Raw genomic sequence first — 25,652 nt, 5'->3', positions numbered from 1 at the left:
GTGATTGATAAATCCGCCTTTATTCATCCTACCGCCATTGTGGAAACGGGTGCCATCATTGGTGCCAATGTCCACATCGGCCCGTTTTGTATTGTTGGACCCCATGTCGAAATTGGTGAGGGTACAGTACTGAAATCTCACGTTGTCGTGAATGGTCATACCACCATTGGCTGCAACAATGAGATCTATCAGTTCGCCTCCATCGGCGAAGTTAACCAGGATCTCAAGTATGCTGGCGAACCGACCCGCGTGGAAATCGGCGATCGTAACCGCATTCGCGAAAGCGTCACCATTCATCGTGGTACAACGCAAGGCGGTGGATTGACGAAGGTGGGCAGCGACAACCTGTTTATGGTTAATGCGCATATTGCGCACGACTGTACCGTGGGTAGCCGCTGTATTCTCGCCAACAACGCAACGCTGGCGGGACACGTATCGGTTGATGATTTCGCCATTATTGGCGGCATGACCGCAGTCCATCAGTTCTGCATCATTGGTGCACACGTGATGGTCGGCGGATGCTCCGGTGTGGCGCAGGACGTCCCACCGTTTGTGATTGCGCAGGGCAACCATGCCACGCCGTTTGGCGTGAACATCGAAGGTCTCAAGCGTCGTGGTTTTAGTCGCGAAGCGATTACTGCCATCCGCAACGCGTACAAACTGCTGTACCGTAGCGGTAAAACGCTGGAAGAGGCTAAGCCGGAAATTGCCGAGCTGGCGAATAAGCACCCTGAAGTGAAAACGTTCATGGAATTCTTTGAACGTTCAACCCGTGGTCTGATTCGTTAATGGTCGACAGTCGTCCGCTTACCATCGCCCTGGTCGCCGGAGAAACCTCCGGCGATATTCTTGGTGCAGGTCTTATCCGCGCGCTTAAAGCCCGTGTACCCAATGCCCGCTTTGTGGGCGTGGCTGGGCCGCTGATGCAGGCCGAAGGCTGTGAAGCCTGGTATGAAATGGAAGAGCTGGCTGTGATGGGCATCGTCGAGGTGTTGGGGCGCTTGCGTCGCCTGCTGCATATTCGCGCCGACCTTACCCGCCGCTTTACCGACCTTAAGCCCGATGTATTTGTCGGCATTGATGCGCCTGATTTCAATATTACCCTTGAAGGGAACCTGAAAAAGCAGGGGATCAAAACTATCCATTACGTCAGTCCGTCCGTGTGGGCGTGGCGACAGAAACGCGTTTTCAAAATCGGACGATCCACTAATCTGGTGCTGGCTTTTCTGCCTTTCGAAAAAGCGTTTTACGACAGATTTAATGTCCCGTGCCGTTTTATCGGTCATACCATGGCGGATGCCATGCCGCTGGATCCGGATAAAAACGCGGCGCGTGACGAACTGGGCATCCCGCATGATGTGCACTGTCTGGCGCTGCTGCCAGGGAGCCGGGGTGCGGAAGTTGAAATGCTCAGTGCCGATTTCCTGAAAACGGCGCAAATTCTTCGCAAGACTTATCCCGATCTTGAAGTGGTCGTGCCGCTGGTGAATGCCAAACGCCGCGAGCAGTTTGAGCGTATCAAAGCTGACGTCGCCCCGGATCTTCACGTCCGCCTGCTGGACGGGAAAGGGCGGCAAGCCATGTTTGCGAGCGATGCCGCACTACTGGCTTCCGGCACGGCTGCGCTGGAGTGTATGCTGGCAAAATGCCCAATGGTGGTCGGTTATCGCATGAAGCCGTTTACCTTCTGGCTGGCAAAACGTCTGGTAAAAACAGATTACGTATCCCTGCCAAACCTGCTTGCGGGTCGCGAACTGGTGAAAGAGCTCTTGCAGGATGAATGCCAGCCGCAGGCACTGGCTGATGCATTACTGCCGCTGCTGGCCAACGGTAAAACCAGCCACCAGATGCATGATACCTTCCGTGAACTGCATCAACTGATCCGCTGTAATGCTGATGAGCAGGCGGCCGATGCGGTGCTGGAGTTAGCACAATGATGGAATTTATTTATCCCCATACCCACCTCGTTGCAGGTGTGGATGAAGTCGGTCGTGGCCCGTTAGTGGGTGCCGTTGTGACCGCGGCGGTGATCCTCGATCCAGCCCGCCCGATCGTTGGCCTGAACGACTCGAAAAAACTGAGTGAAAAGCGTCGCCTGGCGCTGTTCGATGAAATTAAAGAAAAGGCGCTGGCCTGGAGTCTCGGGCGCGCAGAGCCGGATGAGATCGACGATCTGAACATTCTGCACGCCACCATGCTGGCGATGCAGCGTGCCGTTGCTGGCCTGAAGATTGTGCCTGAGTATGTGCTGATCGACGGTAACCGTTGCCCGGCGCTGCCGATGCCTTCCATGGCTGTTGTTAAAGGCGATAGCCGCGTCGCAGAAATCAGTGCGGCGTCAATCATTGCCAAAGTGACGCGCGATGCCGAAATGGCCGCGCTGGACCTCACTTATCCCGCGTATGGTTTCGCCCAGCACAAGGGATATCCAACGGCTTTCCATCTGGAAAAGCTGGCTGAACATGGCGCAACTGAACATCATCGGCGCAGCTTTGGCCCGGTGAAACGCGCGCTGGGACTGGTGTCCTGAATCAAGACGCAAGCAATTAAGTAACGCGGGATCTGAAGATGGCTGAACCACGTTTCGTACACCTGCGGGTGCATAGCGACTACTCCATGATCGATGGGCTGGCAAAGACCGGGCCGCTGGTAAAAAAGGCGGCCTCGCTTGGCATGCCTGCGCTGGCGATCACCGATTTTACCAACCTGTGTGGCCTGGTGAAGTTCTACGGAACGGCGCATGGCGCAGGATTAAAGCCCATCGTCGGCGCGGATTTTCATGTGCAGAGCGAGCTGCTCGGCGATGAGATGACGCAGATTTCCGTGTTAGCTATGAATAACACGGGTTATCAGAACCTCACTCTGCTGATCTCAAAAGCCTACCAACGCGGTTACGGCGCACTGGGTCCATGGATTGACCGCGACTGGCTGGCGGAGCTGAACGAAGGTCTGCTGCTGATCTCCGGTGGCCGTATGGGGGATGTCGGCAAATGTCTGCTGCGCGGTAACAACGCGCTGGTGGATCAGTGCGTCTCGTTCTACGAAGAGTATTTCCCGGATCGTTATTACCTGGAGCTGATCCGTACCGGGCGTGCGGATGAAGAGAGCTACCTGCATGCGGCCGTCGCCCTGGCGGAAGCGCGTGGCCTGCCTGTGGTGGCCACCAACGATGTGCGCTTCCTTGAGGCGGGTGATTTTGACGCGCATGAAATTCGCGTCGCCATCCACGACGGCTTCACCCTCGACGATCCGAAACGTCCGCGCAACTACTCATCGCAGCAGTACATGCGCAGCGAAGAGGAGATGTGTGAGCTCTTCTCGGACATCCCGGAAGCGCTGGAAAACAGCGTAGAGATTGCCAAGCGCTGTAACGTCACCGTGCGTCTCGGCGAATACTTCCTGCCGCAGTTCCCGACGGGAGACATGACCACCGAAGATTTCCTGGTCATGAAATCGAAAGAGGGTCTGGAAGAGCGTCTGGAATTCCTCTTCCCGGATGAAGCGGTCCGTAAAGAGAAACGTCCTGAATATGACGAGCGCCTGGATATTGAACTCCAGGTGATCAACCAGATGGGGTTCCCAGGCTACTTCCTGATCGTGATGGAGTTCATCCAGTGGTCGAAAGATAACGGCGTGCCGGTAGGTCCGGGCCGTGGTTCTGGTGCCGGCTCGCTGGTGGCGTATGCTCTGAAAATCACCGATCTCGATCCGCTGGAATTTGACCTGCTGTTCGAACGTTTTCTCAACCCGGAACGTGTCTCCATGCCCGACTTTGACGTCGACTTCTGCATGGAAAAACGCGACCAGGTGATTGAGCACGTGGCCGATATGTACGGTCGTGATGCGGTTTCGCAGATCATCACCTTCGGTACGATGGCCGCGAAAGCGGTTATCCGCGATGTGGGCCGCGTTCTGGGCCACCCGTACGGTTTTGTCGATCGTATCTCTAAGCTGGTGCCGCCCGATCCGGGCATGACTCTGGCGAAAGCCTTTGAAGCTGAACCTCAGCTGCCGGAAATCTACGAAGCCGACGAAGAGGTCAAAGCGCTGATCGACATGGCGCGCAAGCTGGAAGGCGTCACGCGTAACGCCGGTAAGCATGCGGGGGGTGTGGTTATCGCCCCGACCAAAATCACCGACTTTGCGCCGCTGTACTGCGATGAAGCGGGCCAGCATCCGGTCACCCAGTTCGACAAGAACGACGTAGAATACGCCGGGCTGGTGAAGTTCGACTTCCTCGGCCTGCGTACGCTGACCATCATCAACTGGGCGCTGGAGATGATCAACGCCCGTCGCGAGAAGAACGGCGAGCCGCCGCTGGATATCGCGGCTATCCCGCTTGATGACAAGAAAAGTTTCGACATGCTGCAACGCTCGGAGACGACAGCCGTCTTCCAGCTTGAATCCCGCGGCATGAAAGATTTGATTAAGCGTCTGCAACCAGACTGCTTCGAAGATATGATCGCGCTGGTGGCCCTGTTCCGTCCGGGGCCGTTGCAGTCGGGGATGGTAGATAACTTTATCGACCGTAAACATGGGCGCGAAGAGATTTCCTACCCGGACGTGCAGTGGCAGCATGAAAGCCTGAAACCGGTACTGGAGCCAACCTATGGCATCATCCTGTATCAGGAACAAGTCATGCAGATCGCCCAGGTGCTTTCTGGTTATACCCTTGGCGGCGCAGACATGCTGCGTCGTGCGATGGGTAAGAAAAAGCCGGAAGAGATGGCCAAGCAGCGTTCCATCTTTGAGGATGGGGCGAAGAAAAACGGCGTCGATGGCGAACTGGCGATGAAAATCTTCGACCTGGTGGAGAAATTCGCCGGGTACGGATTTAACAAATCCCACTCCGCCGCCTATGCTTTGGTTTCGTATCAAACGCTGTGGCTGAAGGCTCACTATCCCGCTGAGTTTATGGCGGCGGTAATGACCGCCGATATGGACAACACCGAGAAGGTGGTTGGCCTGGTGGACGAGTGCTGGCGCATGGGGCTGAAGATCCTGCCGCCGGATATTAACTCTGGCCTGTACCATTTCCACGTTAACGATGACGGGGAAATCGTCTATGGGATCGGCGCGATCAAGGGCGTAGGTGAGGGGCCGATCGAGGCGATCATCGAAGCGCGTAACAACGGCGGCTATTTCCGCGAGCTGTTCGATCTGTGCGCCCGCACCGATACCAAAAAACTGAACCGCCGCGTGCTGGAAAAACTGATCATGTCCGGCGCGTTTGATCGGCTGGGGCCACACCGCGCCGCGCTGATGAACTCGCTCGGCGATGCGCTGAAAGCAGCCGATCAGCACGCGAAAGCGGAAGCCATTGGCCAGGCAGATATGTTCGGCGTGCTGGCGGAAGAGCCAGAGCAGATTGAGCAGTCTTATTCCAACTGCCAGCCCTGGCCAGAACAGGTGGTGCTGGATGGGGAGCGTGAGACGTTAGGCCTGTACCTGACGGGGCACCCGATCAACCAGTATCTGAAAGAAATTGAGCGCTATGTCGGCGGCCACAGGCTTAAAGACATGCATCCGACAGAACGTGGTAAAATCACCACGGCTGCGGGGCTCGTGATTGCTGCAAGGGTAATGGTCACCAAGCGCGGCAATCGTATCGGCATCTGTACCCTGGATGACCGTTCCGGGCGTCTGGAGGTGATGTTGTTCACCGACGCGCTGGATAAATACCAGCAATTGCTGGAAAAAGACCGCATACTTATCGTCAGCGGACAGGTCAGCTTTGATGACTTCAGCGGGGGGCTTAAAATGACCGCCCGCGAAGTGATGGACATTGACGAAGCCCGGGAAAAATATGCTCGCGGGCTTGCTATCTCGCTGACGGACAGGCAAATTGATGACCAGCTTTTAAACCGACTCCGTCAGTCTCTGGAACCCCACCGCTCGGGGACCATTCCAGTACATCTCTACTATCAGAGGGCGGATGCACGTGCGCGGTTGCGCTTTGGTGCAACGTGGCGTGTCTCTCCGAGCGATCGTTTACTGAACGATCTCCGTGGCCTCATTGGTTCGGAGCAGGTGGAACTGGAGTTTGACTAATACAGGAATACTATGAGTCTGAATTTCCTTGATTTCGAACAGCCGATTGCAGAGCTGGAAGCGAAAATCGATTCTCTGACAGCCGTGAGCCGTCAGGATGAAAAACTGGATATTAACATCGACGAAGAAGTGCATCGTCTGCGCGAAAAAAGCGTAGAACTGACGCGCAAAATCTTTGCCGATCTCGGCGCATGGCAGATCGCCCAGCTGGCGCGTCATCCACAGCGTCCGTACACCCTGGATTATGTCCGCCTGGCGTTTGACGAATTTGACGAACTGGCAGGCGACCGCGCATACGCTGACGATAAAGCTATCGTCGGCGGTATCGCGCGTCTGGATGGACGTCCGGTGATGATTATTGGTCATCAGAAAGGCCGTGAAACCAAAGAGAAAATCCGTCGTAACTTCGGTATGCCAGCGCCAGAAGGCTACCGTAAGGCCCTGCGTCTGATGGAGATGGCTGAGCGTTTCAATATGCCTATCATCACCTTCATCGACACGCCGGGTGCTTACCCGGGTGTTGGCGCTGAAGAGCGCGGTCAGTCTGAAGCCATCGCACGCAACCTGCGTGAGATGTCTCGCCTGAAAGTGCCGGTTATCTGTACCGTTATCGGTGAAGGTGGGTCCGGCGGTGCGCTGGCAATTGGCGTGGGCGATAAAGTGAATATGCTACAGTACAGTACCTATTCCGTTATCTCTCCGGAAGGCTGTGCCTCCATTCTGTGGAAAAGTGCCGATAAAGCGCCGCTGGCTGCTGAAGCGATGGGCATCATTGCCCCACGTCTGAAAGAGCTGAAGCTGATCGACACCGTTATCCCTGAACCGCTGGGTGGCGCGCATCGTAAGCCGGAAGTGATGGCTGCTTCCCTGAAAGCGCAGCTGCTGGCAGATCTGGCGGACCTGGACGTGCTGAGCACAGAAGATCTGCTCAACCGTCGTTATCAGCGTCTGATGACCTACGGTTACGCGTAAGCCTCACAATTATCCTAAAAGCCGCACATTGTTGCGGCTTTTTTTATACCTGCCGTTTACCTTAACTATGCTTATCTGATGTTTTTCAAGGAGGTAAACCATGAACATCATTGCCATCATGGGGCCACACGGCGTCTTTTATAAAGACGAACCCATCAAGGAGCTGGAGCAAGCCCTTAAAGCACGCGGATACCAGCTGATCTGGCCGCAAAACAGCGCCGACCTGCTGAAATTTATCGAACACAATCCGCGCATCTGTGGCGTGATATTCGACTGGGACGAATACGACATGGAGTTGTGCAGCGATATCAATAAGCTCAACGAATATCTTCCGCTGTACGCGTTTATCAACACTCACTCGACCATGGACGTGAGCGCGCATGATATGCGTATGGCGCTGTGGTTCTTCGAATACTCACTCGGCGTTGCCGAGGACATTGCGACCCGCATTCAGCAGTACACCGGTGAATACCTCGATAACATCACACCGCCGTTCACGCGCGCGCTGTTCACCTATGTGAATGAAGGGAAGTACACCTTTTGTACGCCAGGCCACATGGCGGGAACAGCCTATCAAAAAAGCCCGGTGGGATGTCTGTTCTACGATTTCTTCGGCGGTAACACGCTGAAGGCGGATGTGTCGATTTCGGTCACCGAGTTAGGCTCTCTGCTGGATCATACCGGCCCGCATCTGGAAGCCGAAGAGTACATCGCCCGGACCTTTGGCGCCGAGCAAAGCTACATGGTGACCAACGGTACCTCAACCTCGAACAAAATCGTCGGGATGTACGCCGCGCCTGCCGGCAGTACGCTGCTGATTGACCGCAACTGCCATAAATCACTGGCGCATTTGCTGATGATGAGCGACGTGGTGCCGCTCTGGCTGTCGCCTACGCGTAATGCGCTGGGTATTCTCGGCGGCATTCCTCGCCGTGAATTCGCGCATGAAGCCATTGAAAATAAGATCGCGGCGATCCCCGAGGCAAGCTGGCCTGTGCACGCGGTGATCACCAACTCCACCTATGACGGGCTGCTTTACAACACGAACTGGATCAAGCAGACGCTCGACGTGCCGTCGATCCACTTTGACTCCGCGTGGGTGCCTTACACCAATTTCCACCCGATTTACTCGGGTAAAAGTGGGATGAGCGGCGAGCGGGTGCCGGGCAAGGTGTTCTTCGAAACGCAGTCGACGCACAAAATGCTGGCCGCGTTTTCCCAGGCGTCTCTTATTCACATCAAGGGCGAGTACGACGAGGACACCTTCAACGAAGCCTTTATGATGCACACGACCACGTCGCCGAGCTACCCGCTGGTGGCGTCCATCGAAACGGCGGCGGCGATGCTGCGCGGTAATCCGGGTAAACGCCTGATCAATCGTTCGGTGGAACGGGCGCTGCATTTCCGAAAAGAGGTTCAGCGACTTAAAGATGAAGCGGACGGCTGGTTCTTTGATATCTGGCAGCCGGAAGAGATTGATGAGGCAGAATGCTGGCCCGTCGCGCCGGGGGAGAGCTGGCACGGTTTCCGGGATGCCGATGCGGACCACATGTTCCTCGATCCGGTTAAGGTGACGATCCTGACGCCGGGCATGGATGAGCAGGGCGTGATGGGTGAGGAAGGGATCCCGGCTGCGCTGGTGGCGAAGTTCCTTGATGAGCGCGGCGTGGTGGTGGAGAAAACCGGCCCCTATAATTTGCTGTTCCTGTTCAGCATCGGGATCGATAAAACCCGCGCGATGGGGCTGTTGCGCGGACTGATGGAGTTTAAGCGTGCATATGATCTGAACCTGCGGGTGAAGAATATGCTGCCGGATCTCTACGCGGAAGATCCTGACTTCTATCGCAATATGCGTATTCAGGATCTGGCCCAGGGGATCCACAGGCTGATCCGCCAGCACGATCTGCCGCGCCTGATGTTGCAGGCATTTGATGTTCTGCCTGAAATGAAGCTGACGCCGCACAGGGCGTGGCAGCGCCAGGTGAAAGGGGAGGTTGAAACCGTTGAGCTGGAAAACCTGGTCGGGCGGGTATCGGCCAACATGATCCTGCCTTATCCGCCGGGCGTGCCGCTGCTGATGCCGGGTGAAATGATCACCGAGGAGAGCCGGGCGGTGCTCGATTTCCTGCTGATGCTCTGTTCGGTAGGGCGCCACTATCCGGGCTTTGAAACGGACATTCATGGCGCGAAACGCGATGATAACGGCGTGTACTGGGTGAGAGTCCTAAAATAAAAGGGTCTGCTTGCCAGGGGCGGGTTGTCGGTTGTAACGTTCAGAGCATCATAAAAAGGAGAAACTATGCTGGGTTTAAAAGCGGTTCATCATATTGCGATCATTGCCACCGATTACGCGAAAAGTAAGGCATTCTACTGCGACGTTCTCGGCTTTACGCTGTTGAGCGAGGCTTACCGTGAGGAGCGCGACTCCTGGAAAGGCGATCTGGCGTTAAACGGACAATATGTGATTGAACTGTTCTCTTTTCCTTTCCCGCCAGCGCGTCCTTCACGCCCGGAAGCCTGCGGCCTGCGCCACCTGGCCTTCAGCGTCGATGACCTGGACAGCGCGGTAAAACATCTGGAAGCCCACGGCGTGGCCTGCGAAGCGATTCGTGTCGATCCCTTTACCGATAAACGTTTCACTTTTTTCAACGATCCGGACGGGCTGCCGCTGGAGCTTTACCAGCAGTAATCGCCGTCATGTGTGATAATGCCCGTTCAGTTCGGGCGTTTTTTTATGTGTAATTTCCTATGACCTTACCTGCTATCGCGCACGCCGTTTCACCCTATCGCCAACTGCTGGTGGGGTTCAGCGGTGGCCTGGATTCCACCGTTTTGCTGCACCGCCTTAAGCTCTGGCGCGACCGTGAGCCTGACGTCCAGCTGCGGGCGATGCATATCCATCACGGCTTAAGCCCTCATGCCGACGACTGGGTAGCGCACTGCGAAGCGGTGTGTTCAGAGTGGGCGATTCCGCTGATCGTTGAACGCGTCACGCTTGAGGATGAGGGGCTGGGTATTGAGGCGCAGGCGCGGAAAGCCCGCTACGCCGCGTTTTCCGGCGCATTACAGCAAGGGGAAGCGTTGGTCACCGCGCAGCATCTGGACGACCAGTGCGAGACGTTTTTACTGGCGCTCAAGAGGGGCAGCGGGCCTGCGGGGTTATCTGCCATGCCTGAGCGCGCTGATTTTGCTGAAACAGAGCTCATCCGCCCGCTGCTGGGTGAGACGCGCGCATCACTGGAAGCCTGGGCGCAGCAGCATCATCTGTGCTGGATTGAAGACGAGAGCAATCAGGACGACAGTTACGACCGTAACTTCCTGCGCCTGCGCGTCTTACCGCTGCTGAGTGAGCGCTGGGCGCATTTTTCCGAAGCGGCGGCCAGAAGCGCCATGCTGTGTGCTGAACAGGAAAGCTTGCTGGATGAGTTGCTGAGCGAGGAGCTGGATACGCTGACTACCGCTGACGGTGCCCTGAACATTGCGCCGTTGAAGGTGATGAGCCCCGTGCGCCGGGCTGCTCTGATTCGTCGCTGGCTGGCTTACCACCGTGCGGTTATGCCGTCCCGGGCGATGCTCAACCGTATCTGGGAGGAAGTTGCACAGGCGAGGGAAGATGCCGCCCCGTGTATACACCTGAATGGTTATGACGTCAGGCGCTATAAAGGGCAACTCTGGTGTGTGAAATCTGTGCCGTCGCTGGCTGACGTTGTGCTCGACTGGCCGTCGCCGGAAAAAGCATTAACGCTACCGATGAATGCCGGTGTCGTTGCGTTAAGCCATTCGGGCAATGTGCGTCTACCTGAGCCGGACGAGAACGTTACCATACGCTTCAGGACCAGCGGCATGCTGCATATCGTCGGTCGTAACGGCGGGCGTAAGCTGAAGAAAATCTGGCAGGAACAGAACGTTCCGCCCTGGCGACGTGATACCACGCCGCTTCTGTTTTACGGCGACACGCTCATCGCGGCGGCAGGGGTTTTCATCACTGAAGAGGGGTGGGCTGAAGCGGGTGTTAATTTTGAATGGAAAGCGTAACGGGCAGCCTGGCTGCCCGTTGGTTATCAGGATTCGCTCACCACAACGGTGCCGATTTCCGGATGGCTGAAACTGGCAATTTTGTCGAGGCGTAGCTCACGCGTTGCACCTGCATCTTCCACAACCAGGTATTCCACATTTTTACGGGAAACCAGATCGCTGGCCTTTGCCTTTAGCACTTCGCCATCTTTTAGCTCCAGCGTCAGTATTAAATGATGCTGGCAGGCGAGTTCGAGGTTGTCATAGTCATCACAATTGATGGGTTGATAGGTATCATTCATCGACATAATCGCTCACCAGTAAATTCGCCGCAGCATACGCTGCTTTTTCCCTGACCGATTCAGAAAGGCTCTCATCAGAGGCCACTTCATTTAGCACGTTCAATACACAGCCCAACGCATCCGGAATGTACCCCAGATCTCCGCTGGCGATCTCCGCATACCGTCTGCGAATCAACTCACAATAATTATTCACATCACCTCCTGCCAGCGTACTGACTTACTGTGAGATATCATTAAGCCTACGAAGTTAAACTCGGTTTAGCAAGGTGACTATACCATACTCATTTAAGCATTATCAGCGCCTTGATAAGAGGAAGCCACCACCTCGTAACAGCCTTTTGCCGCGGTTTTCGCTACAATGTATGCCTGATTCGAAAGGAGTTCTCTCATGGCGCTGAAAGCGACAATTTATAAAGCTGTGGTCAATGTGGCGGATCTTGACCGTAACCAGTTTCTGGATGCGTCATTGACGCTGGCGCGTCACCCTTCTGAAACCCAGGAGCGCATGATGCTGCGCCTGCTGGCGTGGATTAAGTATGCCGACGAGCGTCTGCAATTTACCCGTGGTTTAAGCGCGGAAGATGAACCGGAAGCCTGGCTGCGCAACGATCATCTGGGTATCGATTTATGGATTGAGCTTGGCCTGCCGGATGAACGCCGGATCAAAAAGGCCTGCACCCAGTCTGCTGAAGTTGCGTTGTTTGCCTATAACCAGCGAGCGGCGGAGATCTGGTGGCAACAAAATAAAAATAAATGTGCGCAGTTCAAAAATCTTACCGTCTGGTATCTGGATGATGAACAGCTGGCGCAGCTGAGTGCGTTCGCCAGCCGGACGATGGCGCTACAGGCGACGATTCAGGACGGCGCCATCTGGCTTTCCGATTCTCAGAATAATCTGGAAATTCATCTCGCGGCCTGGCAGCCCGCATCATGATTGTATTGTCCCGAAACGTCAGCATCCCTGATAACGAGCTGGAGATCACCGCCATCCGGGCCCAGGGAGCAGGGGGACAGCACGTTAACAAGGCCTCAACGGCTATCCATTTGCGCTTTGACATTCGGGCCTCCAGCCTGCCAGAGTATTATAAAGAAAGCCTGCTTGCCGCCAGCCATCACCTGATCACCAGCGAGGGTGTGATGGTGATTAAAGCGCAGGAGTATCGCAGCCAGGAGCTTAACCGGGAAGCGGCAATAGCCCGGCTGGTCGCGGTCATCAAAGAGCTGACGGCTGTACAAAAAAGTCGCCGGGCAACACTTCCAACGCGGGCATCGAAAGAACGTCGGTTGTCATCGAAGGCGCAGAAATCCACTGTAAAATCACTGCGTGGCAAAGTCCGTCACCCATAATGTGACGAAAGGGATACCCTTTTTCATAAGGAAAGTATTGTGAAAAAAGCATTATTATCAGCGCTGGCCGTGACAAGCCTGTTCGCGCTTTTTGGCTGTAATAACCGTTCAGAAACGCAGGTACTACAGCCAACGCAAAATGAAGAATTAAAGCCGATGCAGCAAAGCTGGCGCGGCGTATTACCGTGTGCAGATTGCGAGGGCATCGAAACCTCTCTGTTCCTGCAAAAAGATGGCACCTGGGTCATGAACCAGCGTTACCAGGGGGCGAAAGAACCGTCTTCTTTTGCATCTTACGGAACATGGGCGCGTACGGCTGAGAAGCTGGTATTGACGGATACCACGGGCGATAAAACCTTCTTCCGCGCCAAAGGCGAGGGGATGGAGATGCTCGATCGCGAAGGCAATCCGATTGAATCCCAGTTCAACTACACGTTGGCCCCGGTGAAAGCGACCCTGCCAGCCACCCCAATGGCGATGCGAGGGATGTATTTCTACATGGCGGATGCGGCGATCTTCACTGACTGTGCAACCGGGAAGAAAGTCAGCGTGGCGAACAATGCCCAGCTGGAGCGAGACTATGCCGTCGCGCGCGGCAACGACAGTAAGCCAGTGTTGCTGACGGTTGAAGGGCATTTTACGCTGGAGCCAAACCCGGATAGCGGCGAGCTGGTGAAAACGCTGGTGGCAGATAAAGATGCGAAGTTTGCTGCGGGGAAAGACTGCGAAAGCAAATAAGATATAGCCATTAAAAAACCCCGCACTGGCGGGGTTTTTTGTTTCTTAACCTTTGATGGCTTTCACCAGGTAATCAAGAATATCTCCCGTCTTGATCATCTGTTTTTCGCCGTTGCGACGGTATTTGTATTCAATCTCGTCGCTGTCGAGGTTACGGTCGCCAATGACGATGGTGTGTGGAATACCGATCAGTTCCATGTCAGCAAACATCACGCCAGGACGCTCTTTACGGTCATCCATCAGCACGTCGATACCTTTCGCGCTCAGCTCAGCGTAGAGTTTCTCAGCCAGCTCCTGCACGCGGTAAGACTTGTGCATGTTCATTGGCAGGATCGCCACCTGGAACGGCGCGATGTTATCCGGCCAGACGATTCCGCGTTCGTCATAGTTCTGCTCGATAGCGGCAGCAACAACGCGCGTTACGCCAATGCCGTAGCAGCCCATGGTCAGAACCTGGTTACGGCCATCTTCGCCCTGAACGGCAGCGTTCATTGCGCGCGAGTACTTATCGCCCAGCTGGAAGATGTGGCCTACTTCGATACCGCGTTTGATCATCAGAGTACCCTTGCCGTCCGGGCTTGGATCGCCTGCGACCACGTTACGGATGTCAGCCACTTCCGGCGTCGCCACGTCACGATCCCAGTTGATGCCGAAGAAGTGTTTACCGTCGATGTTTGCGCCCGCAGCGAAGTCGCTCATCGCCGCAACGGTGCGGTCAATGACCACCGGAACAGGCATGTTCACCGGACCCAGAGAACCAGGACCAGCATTCACCACGGCGCGGATCTCTGCTTCCGTTGCGAAGGTCAGCGGGCTGGCAACCTGCGGCAGCTTCTCGGCTTTCACTTCGTTCAGCTCGTGATCGCCTCGTACCAGCAGGGCAACCAGTGGATAAGCGCTACCTTCAGCCGATTTCACCAGCAGGGTTTTCACGGTTTTTTCGATCGGCAGAGTAAACTGCTCAACCAGCTCGGCGATAGTTTTCGCGTTTGGCGTATCAACCAGCGTCATCTCTTGCGTTGCCGCGCCGCGTGGTTCTTTTGGTGCCAGCGCTTCTGCAAATTCGATGTTCGCGGCGTAATCAGAGGAGTCAGAGAAGATCACATCGTCTTCGCCGCTCTGCGCCAGAACCTGGAATTCATGGGAGGCGCTACCGCCGATTGAACCGGTATCAGCCTGTACAGCACGGAAATCCAGCCCCATGCGGGAGAAGATTTTGCTGTAGGCCGCGTACATTTTGTCGTAGGTCTCTTGCAGCGATTCCTGAGAAGTATGGAAAGAGTAAGCATCTTTCATCAGGAACTCGCGAGAACGCATGACGCCAAAGCGTGGACGCACTTCGTCACGGAACTTAGTCTGGATCTGGAAGAAGTTCAGCGGCAGCTGTTTGTAAGAGCTCAGCTCGTTACGGATCAGGTCGGTGATCACTTCTTCATGCGTTGGGCCGAGAACGAATGGACGATCGCCACGATCGGCAATACGCAGCAGTTCAGGACCGTACTGCTCCCAGCGACCGCTCTCCTGCCACAGTTCAGAGGGCTGAACGACCGGCATTAACACCTCGATAGCACCGGAGTTGTTCATCTCTTCACGCACGATGTTTTCGACTTTTTTCAGGACGCGCACGCCGGTCGGCAGCCAGGTGTATAACCCGGAGGCCAGCTTGCGGATCATCCCGGCGCGCAGCATCAGCTGGTGGCTGATCACCTCGGCGTCGGCAGGTGTCTCCTTCAGAGTGGAGAGCAGATATTGGCTAGTACGCATGTTGTTACGGTTCCATTTCGACGATTGGAACAGGCTGAAACACCAGCCTGACACAAAAAAAGTGGTTTAGTTTACCAGTGTGGCAAAGATGCCAAAAGAGAGGAGAACAAAATTACCTGGGTTCCAGGGCAAACACTTCAAAACCCGCCGCAGTCACGCGCCAGCGCACGTTAAAGTCCAGCAGCCAGACGGCGTACGTATTACCGGCTTCCTCTTCTTTGCGGTAGGCGGGACGGGGGTCCTGGGCCAGCACTTCAACGATAAAGTCACGCAGGCGAGGATAACGCTTTTCCAGCTCGCTGATTTGCGTTGTAATTTCAGACGTGAAGTGAACCGCCATATCTGCCTGCGGTGCGTCCTGAGCATAGCTTGCCCGGGCATCCGGCAGCGCTTCGGCGAAGGGCAGGTAAGGCTTAATATCTATGACCGGCGTGCCATCAACCAGGTCAAGGCTACCTAACTCCAGGATCACCTGATCTTTCTGACAACGTATGCCTTTCAGCTCGACCAGCGACATCCCGATGGGGTTGGGACGAAAGGTTGAGCGGGTGGCAAAGACACCCATTCTGGCATTTCCGCCCAGACGAGGCGGACGCACGGTAGGACGCCAGCCGCCTTCCATGGTCTGGTGAAACACAAAGACCACCCATAAATGGCTGAACGCCTCAAGCCCGCGCACTGCATCGGCCTGATTATACGGCGCCACAAGATGAAGCTCGCCGCCGCCGTTAATGACCAGACCCGGCTGACGCGGCACGGCGAACTTTTCTTTATAAGGGGAGCGGATAACGCCTATCTGCTCGAACTGAAATGAACTCATTTCGCCGTAATGTTAAGCGCAGAACCGATACATACCGCCTGGCGATAGCAACCTGGTGTGCCGCTGGTGACTTCGCAGCTGTGCAGCAGCACCGCGTTGGCTTTCATTTTCGACGCGTTGATTTGCATACGCTTGCGGGCTGTCGGAATATTGGGTGGGGAGTCCTGATTCGTTGCCTGGCAGGATTCGCCGCTCACTTCGCCCAGTTCACGGAATGGCTTACCGACCAGCTCGTCGGCTTTGGTAATAATACGTACCGGCGCAGCGCGAGGCGCTTTCGGTTTTGCTGGCTCCGCTTTTGGCGGGGTTGCAGTGCTTTGAACAGGTTCAACAGGAGATCTGCTTAGCATAGAACAGCCGCTCAGCATCAGTGCTAAAAGACAGATCGGTAAAGCACGCATAATAATTCCTCAGTGGATAATCAAAACGTCAGATATTGAAGCAGTTGACCGCACAAATGACAAGACGGGCAAATGCCCGTCTTGATGATATTACACTGCCGGGAGATTACCAGCCTTTAACCGCGCCGCCGTTAAACACCTTATTGGCTTCCTGGTACACTTCTTCAGACTGATATGCCTGTATGAATTTCTTCACATTCTCCGCGTCTTTGTTGTCTTCGCGAGTCACGATCAGGTTGACGTACGGGGAATCTTTATCTTCAACGAAGATGCCATCTTTCGCTGGGGTCAGGCCGATCTGGCTGGCGTAAGTGGTGTTAATCACGGCCAGGGCGATCTGCGCATCGTCCAGAGAACGTGGCAGCTGTGGTGCTTCCAGCTCAACAATTTTCAGATTTTTCGGGTTTTCGGTTACGTCCAGAACGGTCGGTAACAGGCCAACGCCTTCTTTCAGTTTAATCAGGCCCACTTTCTGTAGCAGAAGCAGGGAACGGCCAAGGTTGGTTGGGTCATTAGGGACGGCAACCTGTGAACCCGGCTGGAGTTCATCCAGAGATTTAATTTTCTTGGAGTAACCGGCAATCGGGTAAACGAAGGTGTTACCGACAGCAACCAGTTTGTAGCCGCGATCTTTGATCTGCTGATCCAGGTACGGTTTATGCTGAAAGGCGTTAGCGTCAATGTCGCCTTTGCTCAGCGCTTCGTTCGGCAGAACGTAATCGTTGAAGGTCACCAGTTCAACGTCCAGGCCATATTTCTCTTTAGCGATTTTCTGCGCGGCCTCAGCAACCTGCTGTTCTGCACCGACGATAACGCCTACTTTGATGTGGTTTGGATCTTTTTCGTCCTGACCGCAACCCACCAGTGCCAGCGAGCCAATCAGTGCGCCTACTGCTGCGAAGGTCTTAAATTTAAACGCCATGTTATATCCTTAACTCGTCGAGTTTGTGTTGTTTGTAACGTTATTTATGCGTAACAGCCCGGACGATACGATCGCCAGAGAATTGAATTAAGTAAACCAGCACAACCAGCAATACCAGAACGGTATTCATTACGGTAGCGTTATAGCCAATATAGCCGTACTGATATCCAATCTGGCCTAAACCGCCAGCACCTACGGCGCCGCCCATTGCGGAATAACCGACCAGGGTGATAAGCGTGATGGTTGCTGCGTTCACCAGCCCAGGCAGCGCCTCTGGCAGCAGAACTTTGCGAACGATCTGCATTGGCGTCGCACCCATAGCGCGGGAAGCTTCGATCAGGCCGGTTGGGATTTCCAGCAGGGCGTTTTCCACCATACGGGCGATAAACGGTGCCGCGCCAACGGTCAGCGGGACAATAGCTGCCTGCAAACCAATCGACGTCCCGACGATCACGCGAGTAAATGGAATCATCCACACCAGCAGAATAATGAACGGAATAGACCGGAAAATGTTCACCAGCGCAGAGAGCGTGCGATACAGCTTCGCGTTTTCAATAATTTGACCCGGGCGCGTAACGTACAGCAGCACGCCGACCGGCAGCCCAATCACAAAACCAAAGAAGCCCGATACGAAGGTCATTGCCAGCGTTTCCCAAACGCCGCGAACCAGTAGCCACATCATCGGCTCAGACATAACCCAGTACCTCTACTTTTACGTGATGTTCTTGCAGCCAGGCAATTGCCGCCTGGGTTTCTTCCTGTGTGCCGTGCATTTCCGTCAGCATAATGCCGAACTTCACGCCACCGGCGTAGTCCATCTGCGCGCTAATAATGTTGTTATTCACGTTAAAGCGACGCGCGGTTTCGGACAGCAGCGGTGCGTCAACGGACTGGCCCGTGAACTCCATGCGCAGCATCGGGACGCTGTCAGGCGTTGCGTCTGTTTTTAAACGTTCCAGATAATCTTCCGGAATATCCAGATGCAGTGTGGACTGAATGAACTGCTGAGCCAGCGGCGTTTTCGGGTGCGAGAAGACTTCACTCACCGTGTCCTGCTCAATCAGCTCACCGTTGCTGATGACCGCCACGCAGTCGCAGATGCGTTTCACTACATCCATTTCATGCGTAATAAGGAGAATCGTCAGGCCCAGGCGACGGTTAATGTCTTTTAACAGTTCCAGAATAGAGCGCGTGGTGGCCGGGTCTAACGCGCTGGTGGCTTCATCGCACAGCAGCACCTTAGGATTGCTTGCCAGCGCGCGGGCAATGGCCACACGCTGTTTTTGCCCACCGGACAGATTTGCCGGGTAGCTATCATGCTTGTCGCCCAGACCAACAAGGTCGAGCAGTTCGGTGACGCGACGCGTAACTTCTTCTTTCGGCGTGTTATCCAGCTCAAGCGGCAGGGCAACGTTGCCGAACACGGTGCGGGATGCCAGCAGGTTAAAGTGCTGGAAAATCATGCCAATCTGGCGACGCGCTTTGGTGAGTTCTTTTTCTGAGAGAGCGGTAAGCTCCTGGCCGCCAACTTCTACGCTGCCTTGGGTTGGGCGCTCAAGCAGGTTAACACAACGGATCAGCGTACTTTTACCCGCACCCGATGCGCCAATGACGCCATAAATCTGACCAGCAGGCACATGCAGGCTGACGTTGTTCAGCGCCTGAATGGTTCGGTTCCCCTGCTGGAACACTTTGGTGATATTGGAAAGTTTAATCATTAGATTATTTTTATCGTAAGTAAGTTAGCCGTGGCATTTTCTTCTGCCAGATACGGGGAATGACCGTAAACAAAATGGATGTTAAGGCATCCAGACGTCTAAATCAATCCACCTCTGTGCGATGAGCACTTTATTGCGCTGCGATTCATGAGATACTAGCTGAACAAGACTTTTTCAGGAGCAAACCGGTGGCAAAATCTGTACCCGCAATTTTTCTCGATCGTGACGGCACTATTAATGTGGATCACGGTTACGTCCATGAGATTGATGAGTTCGAGTTTATCGAGGGCGTAATAGATGCCATGCGCCAGTTGAAAGAGATGGGCTATGCGCTGGTGGTGGTAACTAACCAGTCCGGTATCGCCCGGGGTAAATTCACCGAAGCGCAATTCGAGACGCTGACGGAATGGATGGACTGGTCTCTGGCCGATCGTGGCGTCGATCTTGATGGCATCTATTATTGTCCGCATCACCCGCAGGGAAGTGTAGAGGCGTATCGTCAGACCTGTGATTGCCGTAAGCCACACCCGGGCATGTTTATCTCTGCACAGGAATTCCTGCACATTGATATGGCCGCATCTTATATGGTGGGCGATAAACTGGAAGATATGCAGGCAGCAGCGGCGGCAGGTGTAGGTACCAAAGTATTAGTGCGTACCGGTAAACCGGTCACCCCAGAAGCAGAAAATGCAGCCGACTGGGTGATAACTAGTCTGGCAGAACTGCCAAAAGAGATTAAAAAGCACCAAAAATAGGCGTTTTGGCGAAAAGGTGAGCGGTTGAAATAAAAATGCATTTTTCCGCTTGTCATTCCTCGGCGGCTCCCTATAATGCGCCTCCATCGACACGGCGGATGTGAATCACTTCACAGATAACCCGGTCGGTTGAAGAGAAAAAATCCTGAAATAACGGGTTGACTCTGAAAGAGGAAAGCGTAATATACGCCACCTCGCGACAGCGCGCTGAAGCGCGTCGCAACTGCTCTTTAACAATTTATCAGACAATCTGTGTGGGCACTCAAAGTGACATGGATTCTTAATGTCTTCGGACACTAAATGAATACCAAGTCTCAACGAGTGAACACGTAATTCATTACGAAGTTTAATTCATTGAGCATCAAACTTTTAAATTGAAGAGTTTGATCATGGCTCAGATTGAACGCTGGCGGCAGGCCTAACACATGCAAGTCGAACGGTAACAGGAAGCAGCTTGCTGCTTTGCTGACGAGTGGCGGACGGGTGAGTAATGTCTGGGAAACTGCCTGATGGAGGGGGATAACTACTGGAAACGGTAGCTAATACCGCATAATGTCGCAAGACCAAAGAGGGGGACCTTCGGGCCTCTTGCCATCGGATGTGCCCAGATGGGATTAGCTAGTAGGTGGGGTAACGGCTCACCTAGGCGACGATCCCTAGCTGGTCTGAGAGGATGACCAGCCACACTGGAACTGAGACACGGTCCAGACTCCTACGGGAGGCAGCAGTGGGGAATATTGCACAATGGGCGCAAGCCTGATGCAGCCATGCCGCGTGTATGAAGAAGGCCTTCGGGTTGTAAAGTACTTTCAGCGGGGAGGAAGGCGATAAGGTTAATAACCTTGTCGATTGACGTTACCCGCAGAAGAAGCACCGGCTAACTCCGTGCCAGCAGCCGCGGTAATACGGAGGGTGCAAGCGTTAATCGGAATTACTGGGCGTAAAGCGCACGCAGGCGGTCTGTCAAGTCGGATGTGAAATCCCCGGGCTCAACCTGGGAACTGCATTCGAAACTGGCAGGCTAGAGTCTTGTAGAGGGGGGTAGAATTCCAGGTGTAGCGGTGAAATGCGTAGAGATCTGGAGGAATACCGGTGGCGAAGGCGGCCCCCTGGACAAAGACTGACGCTCAGGTGCGAAAGCGTGGGGAGCAAACAGGATTAGATACCCTGGTAGTCCACGCCGTAAACGATGTCGACTTGGAGGTTGTGCCCTTGAGGCGTGGCTTCCGGAGCTAACGCGTTAAGTCGACCGCCTGGGGAGTACGGCCGCAAGGTTAAAACTCAAATGAATTGACGGGGGCCCGCACAAGCGGTGGAGCATGTGGTTTAATTCGATGCAACGCGAAGAACCTTACCTACTCTTGACATCCAGAGAACTTAGCAGAGATGCTTTGGTGCCTTCGGGAACTCTGAGACAGGTGCTGCATGGCTGTCGTCAGCTCGTGTTGTGAAATGTTGGGTTAAGTCCCGCAACGAGCGCAACCCTTATCCTTTGTTGCCAGCGGTTAGGCCGGGAACTCAAAGGAGACTGCCAGTGATAAACTGGAGGAAGGTGGGGATGACGTCAAGTCATCATGGCCCTTACGAGTAGGGCTACACACGTGCTACAATGGCGCATACAAAGAGAAGCGACCTCGCGAGAGCAAGCGGACCTCATAAAGTGCGTCGTAGTCCGGATTGGAGTCTGCAACTCGACTCCATGAAGTCGGAATCGCTAGTAATCGTGGATCAGAATGCCACGGTGAATACGTTCCCGGGCCTTGTACACACCGCCCGTCACACCATGGGAGTGGGTTGCAAAAGAAGTAGGTAGCTTAACCTTCGGGAGGGCGCTTACCACTTTGTGATTCATGACTGGGGTGAAGTCGTAACAAGGTAACCGTAGGGGAACCTGCGGTTGGATCACCTCCTTACCTTAAAGAACCTGCCTTTGTAGTGTCCACACAGATTGTCTGATGAAAACAGCAGTAAAAAACCTCTACAGGCTTGTAGCTCAGGTGGTTAGAGCGCACCCCTGATAAGGGTGAGGTCGGTGGTTCAAGTCCACTCAGGCCTACCAAATTTTTGCTGATGCTGCGTTGCGGCGACACTCACATACATAAGTATGCTTCGTGTCACCACGCCTTGCCTCAACAAAAATTACCGGTACAGAGGTGACTTCGATGGGGCTATAGCTCAGCTGGGAGAGCGCCTGCCTTGCACGCAGGAGGTCTGCGGTTCGATCCCGCATAGCTCCACCATCTTTTACTGCGAACACAAGAAAACTTCAGAGTGAACCTGAAAAGGTGCACTGCGAAGTTTTGCTCTTTAAAAATCTGGATCAAGCTGAAAATTGAAACGACACACAGCTCATGTGTGTTCGAGTCTCTCAAATTTTCGCAAGTCGGTGATGAATCGAAAGAAACATCTTCGGGTTGTGAGGTTAAGCGACTAAGCGTACACGGTGGATGCCCTGGCAGTCAGAGGCGATGAAGGACGTGCTAATCTGCGAAAAGCGCCGGCGAGGTGATATGAACCCTTGACCCGGCGATGTCCGAATGGGGAAACCCAGTGCAATCCGTTGCACTATCGTTAACTGAATACATAGGTTAACGAGGCGAACCGGGGGAACTGAAACATCTAAGTACCCCGAGGAAAAGAAATCAACCGAGATTCCCCCAGTAGCGGCGAGCGAACGGGGAGCAGCCCGGAGTCTGAATCAGCTTGTGTGTTAGTGGAACGGTCTGGAAAGTCCGACGGTACAGGGTGATAGTCCCGTACACGAAAGCACACATGCTGTGAACTCGAAGAGTAGGGCGGGACACGTGGTATCCTGTCTGAATATGGGGGGACCATCCTCCAAGGCTAAATACTCCTGACTGACCGATAGTGAACCAGTACCGTGAGGGAAAGGCGAAAAGAACCCCGGCGAGGGGAGTGAAAAAGAACCTGAAACCGTGTACGTACAAGCAGTGGGAGCCTCTTTTATGGGGTGACTGCGTACCTTTTGTATAATGGGTCAGCGACTTATATTCTGTAGCAAGGTTAACCGTATAGGGGAGCCGAAGGGAAACCGAGTCTTAACTGGGCGTTAAGTTGCAGGGTATAGACCCGAAACCCGGTGATCTAGCCATGGGCAGGTTGAAGGTTGGGTAACACTAACTGGAGGACCGAACCGACTAATGTTGAAAAATTAGCGGATGACCTGTGGCTGGGGGTGAAAGGCCAATCAAACCGGGAGATAGCTGGTTCTCCCCGAAAGCTATTTAGGTAGCGCCTCGTGAACTCATCTTCGGGGGTAGAGCACTGTTTCGGCTAGGGGGCCATCCCGGCTTACCAACCCGATGCAAACTACGAATACCGAAGAATGTTATCACGGGAGACACACGGCGGGTGCTAACGTCCGTCGTGAAGAGGGAAACAACCCAGACCGCCAGCTAAGGTCCCAAAGTCATGGTTAAGTGGGAAACGATGTGGGAAGGCACAGACAGCCAGGATGTTGGCTTAGAAGCAGCCATCATTTAAAGAAAGCGTAATAGCTCACTGGTCGAGTCGGCCTGCGCGGAAGATGTAACGGGGCTAAACCATGCACCGAAGCTGCGGCAGCGACACTATGTGTTGTTGGGTAGGGGAGCGTTCTGTAAGCCGTTGAAGGTGTGCTGTGAGGCATGCTGGAGGTATCAGAAGTGCGAATGCTGACATAAGTAACGATAAAGCGGGTGAAAAGCCCGCTCGCCGGAAGACCAAGGGTTCCTGTCCAACGTTAATCGGGGCAGGGTGAGTCGACCCCTAAGGCGAGGCCGAAAGGCGTAGTCGATGGGAAACAGGTTAATATTCCTGTACTTGGTGTTACTGCGAAGGGGGGACGGAGAAGGCTATGTCAGCCGGGCGACGGTTGTCCCGGTTTAAGCATGTAGGCGGAGGTTCCAGGTAAATCCGGTACCTTTTAACGCTGAGGTGTGATGACGAGGCACTACGGTGCTGAAGTGATAAATGCCCTGCTTCCAGGAAAAGCCTCTAAGCATCAGGTAACACGAAATCGTACCCCAAACCGACACAGGTGGTCAGGTAGAGAATACCAAGGCGCTTGAGAGAACTCGGGTGAAGGAACTAGGCAAAATGGTGCCGTAACTTCGGGAGAAGGCACGCTGATGTGTAGGTGAAGCCCCTGCGGGCGGAGCTGAAATCAGTCGAAGATACCAGCTGGCTGCAACTGTTTATTAAAAACACAGCACTGTGCAAACACGAAAGTGGACGTATACGGTGTGACGCCTGCCCGGTGCCGGAAGGTTAATTGATGGGGTTAGCGGCAACGCGAAGCTCTTGATCGAAGCCCCGGTAAACGGCGGCCGTAACTATAACGGTCCTAAGGTAGCGAAATTCCTTGTCGGGTAAGTTCCGACCTGCACGAATGGCGTAATGATGGCCAGGCTGTCTCCACCCGAGACTCAGTGAAATTGAACTCGCTGTGAAGATGCAGTGTACCCGCGGCAAGACGGAAAGACCCCGTGAACCTTTACTATAGCTTGACACTGAACACTGGTCCTTGATGTGTAGGATAGGTGGGAGGCTTTGAAGCGTGGACGCCAGTCTGCGTGGAGCCAACCTTGAAATACCACCCTTTAATGGCTGGTGTTCTAACGTAGACCCGTAATCCGGGTTGCGGACAGTGTCTGGTGGGTAGTTTGACTGGGGCGGTCTCCTCCCAAAGAGTAACGGAGGAGCACGAAGGTTGGCTAATCCTGGTCGGACATCAGGAGGTTAGTGCAATGGCATAAGCCAGCTTGACTGCGAGCGTGACGGCGCGAGCAGGTGCGAAAGCAGGTCATAGTGATCCGGTGGTTCTGAATGGAAGGGCCATCGCTCAACGGATAAAAGGTACTCCGGGGATAACAGGCTGATACCGCCCAAGAGTTCATATCGACGGCGGTGTTTGGCACCTCGATGTCGGCTCATCACATCCTGGGGCTGAAGTAGGTCCCAAGGGTATGGCTGTTCGCCATTTAAAGTGGTACGCGAGCTGGGTTTAGAACGTCGTGAGACAGTTCGGTCCCTATCTGCCGTGGGCGCTGGAGAATTGAGGGGGGCTGCTCCTAGTACGAGAGGACCGGAGTGGACGCATCACTGGTGTTCGGGTTGTCATGCCAATGGCACTGCCCGGTAGCTAAATGCGGAAGAGATAAGTGCTGAAAGCATCTAAGCACGAAACTTGCCCCGAGATGAGTTCTCCCTGAGACCTTGAGTCTCCTGAAGGAACGTTGAAGACGACGACGTTGATAGGTCGGGTGTGTAAGCGCAGCGATGCGTTGAGCTAACCGATACTAATGAACCGTGAGGCTTAACCTTACAACGCCGAAGGTGTTTTGGCGAAGAGACAGACACGATTTTCAGCTTAGATTCAGAGTCCGAAGGATTTTGCGCTGAGACAAGGCGGCAAACGAAGGAAAGGAAGGAGCATACTGAGGTATGTGACTGACTTTACGAGAGCAGCCAACGCAGTATCAGTGCGAAAGACACAGGACAGAGCACAAGAATTTGCCTGGCGGCTGTAGCGCGGTGGTCCCACCTGACCCCATGCCGAACTCAGAAGTGAAACGCCGTAGCGCCGATGGTAGTGTGGGGTCTCCCCATGTGAGAGTAGGGAACTGCCAGGCATCAAATTAAGTAGTAAGCCGGTGCATTAATCCGGTGGTTACAGAAGTATTCGGTGGAGCGGTAGTTCAGTCGGTTAGAATACCTGCCTGTCACGCAGGGGGTCGCGGGTTCGAGTCCCGTCCGTTCCGCCACTTATTAAAAGCCCTGAGCTAACGCTCAGGGCTTTTTTCTTATCTGTCGTTTGATTGTTGCGAAATTAGCAAAAATCCTCTGC

20 protein-coding genes, 3 tRNA genes and 3 rRNA genes are annotated in these 25,652 nt (G+C 54.3%); 18 read left to right on the top strand and 8 right to left on the bottom strand.

The annotated features are described in order from the left end of the window. The 8 genes from lpxA (at position 1) to tilS (ending at position 11,058) form a co-directional block, all read left to right on the top strand. On the top strand, positions 1–789 hold the full coding sequence (lpxA, locus tag SK58_RS19765) for an acyl-ACP--UDP-N-acetylglucosamine O-acyltransferase (protein WP_003856164.1): 789 nt from the start codon (positions 1–3) through the stop codon (positions 787–789). Beyond that, positions 789–1,937 (top strand): lipid-A-disaccharide synthase, encoded by a 1,149-nt coding sequence (gene lpxB, locus SK58_RS19760; protein WP_003856161.1) that lies wholly within the window; start codon positions 789–791, stop codon positions 1,935–1,937. Before lpxA ends, lpxB begins: the two co-directional genes overlap by 1 nt. After that, positions 1,934–2,530 carry a ribonuclease HII gene (rnhB, locus tag SK58_RS19755; protein WP_015572727.1) on the top strand — a complete coding sequence of 199 codons (597 nt, stop codon included), beginning with the start codon at positions 1,934–1,936 and terminating at the stop codon, positions 2,528–2,530. Before lpxB ends, rnhB begins: the two co-directional genes overlap by 4 nt. A gap of 38 nt (positions 2,531–2,568) precedes the next feature. After that, on the top strand, positions 2,569–6,051 hold the full coding sequence (dnaE, locus tag SK58_RS19750; protein WP_017383737.1) for a DNA polymerase III subunit alpha: 3,483 nt from the start codon (positions 2,569–2,571) through the stop codon (positions 6,049–6,051). A 12-nt stretch (positions 6,052–6,063) separates the two neighbouring features. Further along, a complete protein-coding gene (gene accA / locus SK58_RS19745; RefSeq protein ID WP_003856154.1) occupies positions 6,064–7,023 on the top strand; it encodes an acetyl-CoA carboxylase carboxyl transferase subunit alpha in 960 nt (319 codons plus the stop codon). A gap of 100 nt (positions 7,024–7,123) precedes the next feature. Next, a complete protein-coding gene (locus SK58_RS19740) occupies positions 7,124–9,256 on the top strand; it encodes a lysine decarboxylase LdcC (protein WP_015572729.1) in 2,133 nt (710 codons plus the stop codon). A gap of 66 nt (positions 9,257–9,322) precedes the next feature. After that, the gene (locus SK58_RS19735) at positions 9,323–9,712 is read left to right on the top strand and encodes a VOC family protein (protein WP_003856151.1); all 390 of its coding nucleotides are present in this window, start codon (positions 9,323–9,325) and stop codon (positions 9,710–9,712) included. A 59-nt stretch (positions 9,713–9,771) separates the two neighbouring features. Next, positions 9,772–11,058 (top strand): tRNA lysidine(34) synthetase TilS, encoded by a 1,287-nt coding sequence (gene tilS, locus SK58_RS19730; RefSeq protein WP_048220358.1) that lies wholly within the window; start codon positions 9,772–9,774, stop codon positions 11,056–11,058. Positions 11,059–11,084: 26 nt separating this feature from the next. On the opposite strand, the gene rof is transcribed toward tilS, so the two are convergent. Continuing rightward, positions 11,085–11,345 carry a Rho-binding antiterminator gene (gene rof / locus SK58_RS19725; protein ID WP_003856148.1) on the bottom strand — a complete coding sequence of 87 codons (261 nt, stop codon included), beginning with the start codon at positions 11,343–11,345 and terminating at the stop codon, positions 11,085–11,087. Beyond that, positions 11,332–11,532 (bottom strand): YaeP family protein, encoded by a 201-nt coding sequence (locus SK58_RS19720; protein ID WP_003856146.1) that lies wholly within the window; start codon positions 11,530–11,532, stop codon positions 11,332–11,334. Before SK58_RS19720 ends, rof begins: the two co-directional genes overlap by 14 nt. 195 nt (positions 11,533–11,727) lie before the next feature. Here SK58_RS19720 and SK58_RS19715 point away from each other — a divergent pair, with 195 nt between their 5' ends. From SK58_RS19715 to nlpE, 3 genes are read left to right on the top strand one after another with little or no spacing between them, the layout of a single operon-like run. Further along, positions 11,728–12,273, top strand: coding sequence for a YaeQ family protein (locus SK58_RS19715; protein ID WP_045142236.1), 546 nt, complete (start codon positions 11,728–11,730; stop codon positions 12,271–12,273). Further along, a complete protein-coding gene (arfB, locus tag SK58_RS19710; protein WP_045330093.1) occupies positions 12,270–12,686 on the top strand; it encodes an alternative ribosome rescue aminoacyl-tRNA hydrolase ArfB in 417 nt (138 codons plus the stop codon). The genes SK58_RS19715 and arfB overlap by 4 nt, the downstream gene beginning before the upstream one ends. A gap of 39 nt (positions 12,687–12,725) precedes the next feature. After that, positions 12,726–13,424 carry an envelope stress response activation lipoprotein NlpE gene (gene nlpE, locus SK58_RS19705; RefSeq protein ID WP_017383734.1) on the top strand — a complete coding sequence of 233 codons (699 nt, stop codon included), beginning with the start codon at positions 12,726–12,728 and terminating at the stop codon, positions 13,422–13,424. 45 nt (positions 13,425–13,469) lie between these two features. Here the strand turns inward: nlpE and proS are convergent, their stop codons facing one another. The 6 genes from proS to metN form a co-directional block, all read right to left on the bottom strand. Beyond that, on the bottom strand, positions 13,470–15,188 hold the full coding sequence (gene proS, locus SK58_RS19700) for a proline--tRNA ligase (RefSeq protein ID WP_048220357.1): 1,719 nt from the start codon (positions 15,186–15,188) through the stop codon (positions 13,470–13,472). Between the two features lie 112 nt (positions 15,189–15,300). Then, a complete protein-coding gene (gene tsaA / locus SK58_RS19695; protein ID WP_017694476.1) occupies positions 15,301–16,008 on the bottom strand; it encodes a tRNA (N6-threonylcarbamoyladenosine(37)-N6)-methyltransferase TrmO in 708 nt (235 codons plus the stop codon). Continuing rightward, the gene (gene rcsF, locus SK58_RS19690) at positions 16,005–16,409 is read right to left on the bottom strand and encodes an Rcs stress response system protein RcsF (protein ID WP_003856133.1); all 405 of its coding nucleotides are present in this window, start codon (positions 16,407–16,409) and stop codon (positions 16,005–16,007) included. The genes tsaA and rcsF overlap by 4 nt, the downstream gene beginning before the upstream one ends. A 106-nt stretch (positions 16,410–16,515) precedes the next feature. Next, positions 16,516–17,331: a methionine ABC transporter substrate-binding lipoprotein MetQ gene (metQ, locus tag SK58_RS19685; protein WP_003856132.1), complete on the bottom strand. Its 816-nt coding sequence runs from the start codon at positions 17,329–17,331 to the stop codon at positions 16,516–16,518. Positions 17,332–17,371: 40 nt separating this feature from the next. After that, entirely contained in the window at positions 17,372–18,025 is a 654-nt protein-coding gene (locus SK58_RS19680; protein WP_003856130.1) for a methionine ABC transporter permease MetI, read from the bottom strand. Further along, entirely contained in the window at positions 18,018–19,049 is a 1,032-nt protein-coding gene (metN, locus tag SK58_RS19675) for a methionine ABC transporter ATP-binding protein MetN (protein WP_006810022.1), read from the bottom strand. Before metN ends, SK58_RS19680 begins: the two co-directional genes overlap by 8 nt. Before the next feature lie 188 nt (positions 19,050–19,237). Between metN and gmhB the strand changes: the two genes are divergently transcribed. The 7 genes from gmhB to SK58_RS19640 all read left to right on the top strand — a co-directional run bounded on the left by gmhB (position 19,238) and on the right by SK58_RS19640 (position 25,569). Beyond that, a complete protein-coding gene (gmhB, locus tag SK58_RS19670; RefSeq protein WP_017383733.1) occupies positions 19,238–19,804 on the top strand; it encodes a D-glycero-beta-D-manno-heptose 1,7-bisphosphate 7-phosphatase in 567 nt (188 codons plus the stop codon). 371 nt (positions 19,805–20,175) lie between these two features. Beyond that, a 16S ribosomal RNA gene (locus SK58_RS19665) occupies positions 20,176–21,717 on the top strand. A 69-nt stretch (positions 21,718–21,786) separates the two neighbouring features. Then, positions 21,787–21,863: transfer RNA gene (locus tag SK58_RS19660), tRNA-Ile, on the top strand. Between the two features lie 105 nt (positions 21,864–21,968). Further along, positions 21,969–22,044 (top strand) — tRNA-Ala (locus tag SK58_RS19655). A gap of 180 nt (positions 22,045–22,224) precedes the next feature. Continuing rightward, a 23S ribosomal RNA gene (locus SK58_RS19650) occupies positions 22,225–25,129 on the top strand. A gap of 192 nt (positions 25,130–25,321) precedes the next feature. Further along, positions 25,322–25,437, top strand: a 5S ribosomal RNA gene (gene rrf / locus SK58_RS19645). The 16S, 23S and 5S rRNA genes sit together here with 3 tRNA genes alongside, the layout of an rRNA operon. Positions 25,438–25,492: 55 nt before the next feature. Continuing rightward, positions 25,493–25,569: transfer RNA gene (locus SK58_RS19640), tRNA-Asp, on the top strand. Positions 25,570–25,652 lie beyond the last annotated feature (83 nt).

The organism is Enterobacter sp. BIDMC93 (assembly GCF_001037805.1).
In the GTDB taxonomy this organism is placed as follows: Bacteria; Pseudomonadota; Gammaproteobacteria; order Enterobacterales; family Enterobacteriaceae; genus Enterobacter; species Enterobacter hormaechei_C.
The sequence above is the reverse complement of the archived record's forward strand: the minus strand, read 5'-3'. Positions and strand labels throughout refer to the sequence as shown.

Bases quoted from the DNA above. Each gene is read 5' to 3' on its own strand.
- lpxB (WP_003856161.1), top strand. From the start codon at position 789: ATGGTCGACAGTCGTCCGCTTACCATCGCCCTGGTCGCCGGAGAAACC.
- accA (WP_003856154.1), top strand. From the start codon at position 6,064: ATGAGTCTGAATTTCCTTGATTTCGAACAGCCGATTGCAGAGCTGGAA.
- rcsF (WP_003856133.1), bottom strand. From the start codon at position 16,409: ATGCGTGCTTTACCGATCTGTCTTTTAGCACTGATGCTGAGCGGCTGT.
- proS (WP_048220357.1), bottom strand. From the start codon at position 15,188: ATGCGTACTAGCCAATATCTGCTCTCCACTCTGAAGGAGACACCTGCC.
- metQ (WP_003856132.1), bottom strand. From the start codon at position 17,331: ATGGCGTTTAAATTTAAGACCTTCGCAGCAGTAGGCGCACTGATTGGC.
- tilS (WP_048220358.1), top strand. From the start codon at position 9,772: ATGACCTTACCTGCTATCGCGCACGCCGTTTCACCCTATCGCCAACTG.
- SK58_RS19680 (WP_003856130.1), bottom strand. From the start codon at position 18,025: ATGTCTGAGCCGATGATGTGGCTACTGGTTCGCGGCGTTTGGGAAACG.
- rof (WP_003856148.1), bottom strand. From the start codon at position 11,345: ATGTCGATGAATGATACCTATCAACCCATCAATTGTGATGACTATGAC.
- dnaE (WP_017383737.1), top strand. From the start codon at position 2,569: ATGGCTGAACCACGTTTCGTACACCTGCGGGTGCATAGCGACTACTCC.
- SK58_RS19735 (WP_003856151.1), top strand. From the start codon at position 9,323: ATGCTGGGTTTAAAAGCGGTTCATCATATTGCGATCATTGCCACCGAT.
- rnhB (WP_015572727.1), top strand. From the start codon at position 1,934: ATGATGGAATTTATTTATCCCCATACCCACCTCGTTGCAGGTGTGGAT.
- tsaA (WP_017694476.1), bottom strand. From the start codon at position 16,008: ATGAGTTCATTTCAGTTCGAGCAGATAGGCGTTATCCGCTCCCCTTAT.
- SK58_RS19715 (WP_045142236.1), top strand. From the start codon at position 11,728: ATGGCGCTGAAAGCGACAATTTATAAAGCTGTGGTCAATGTGGCGGAT.
- SK58_RS19740 (WP_015572729.1), top strand. From the start codon at position 7,124: ATGAACATCATTGCCATCATGGGGCCACACGGCGTCTTTTATAAAGAC.
- metN (WP_006810022.1), bottom strand. From the start codon at position 19,049: ATGATTAAACTTTCCAATATCACCAAAGTGTTCCAGCAGGGGAACCGA.
- arfB (WP_045330093.1), top strand. From the start codon at position 12,270: ATGATTGTATTGTCCCGAAACGTCAGCATCCCTGATAACGAGCTGGAG.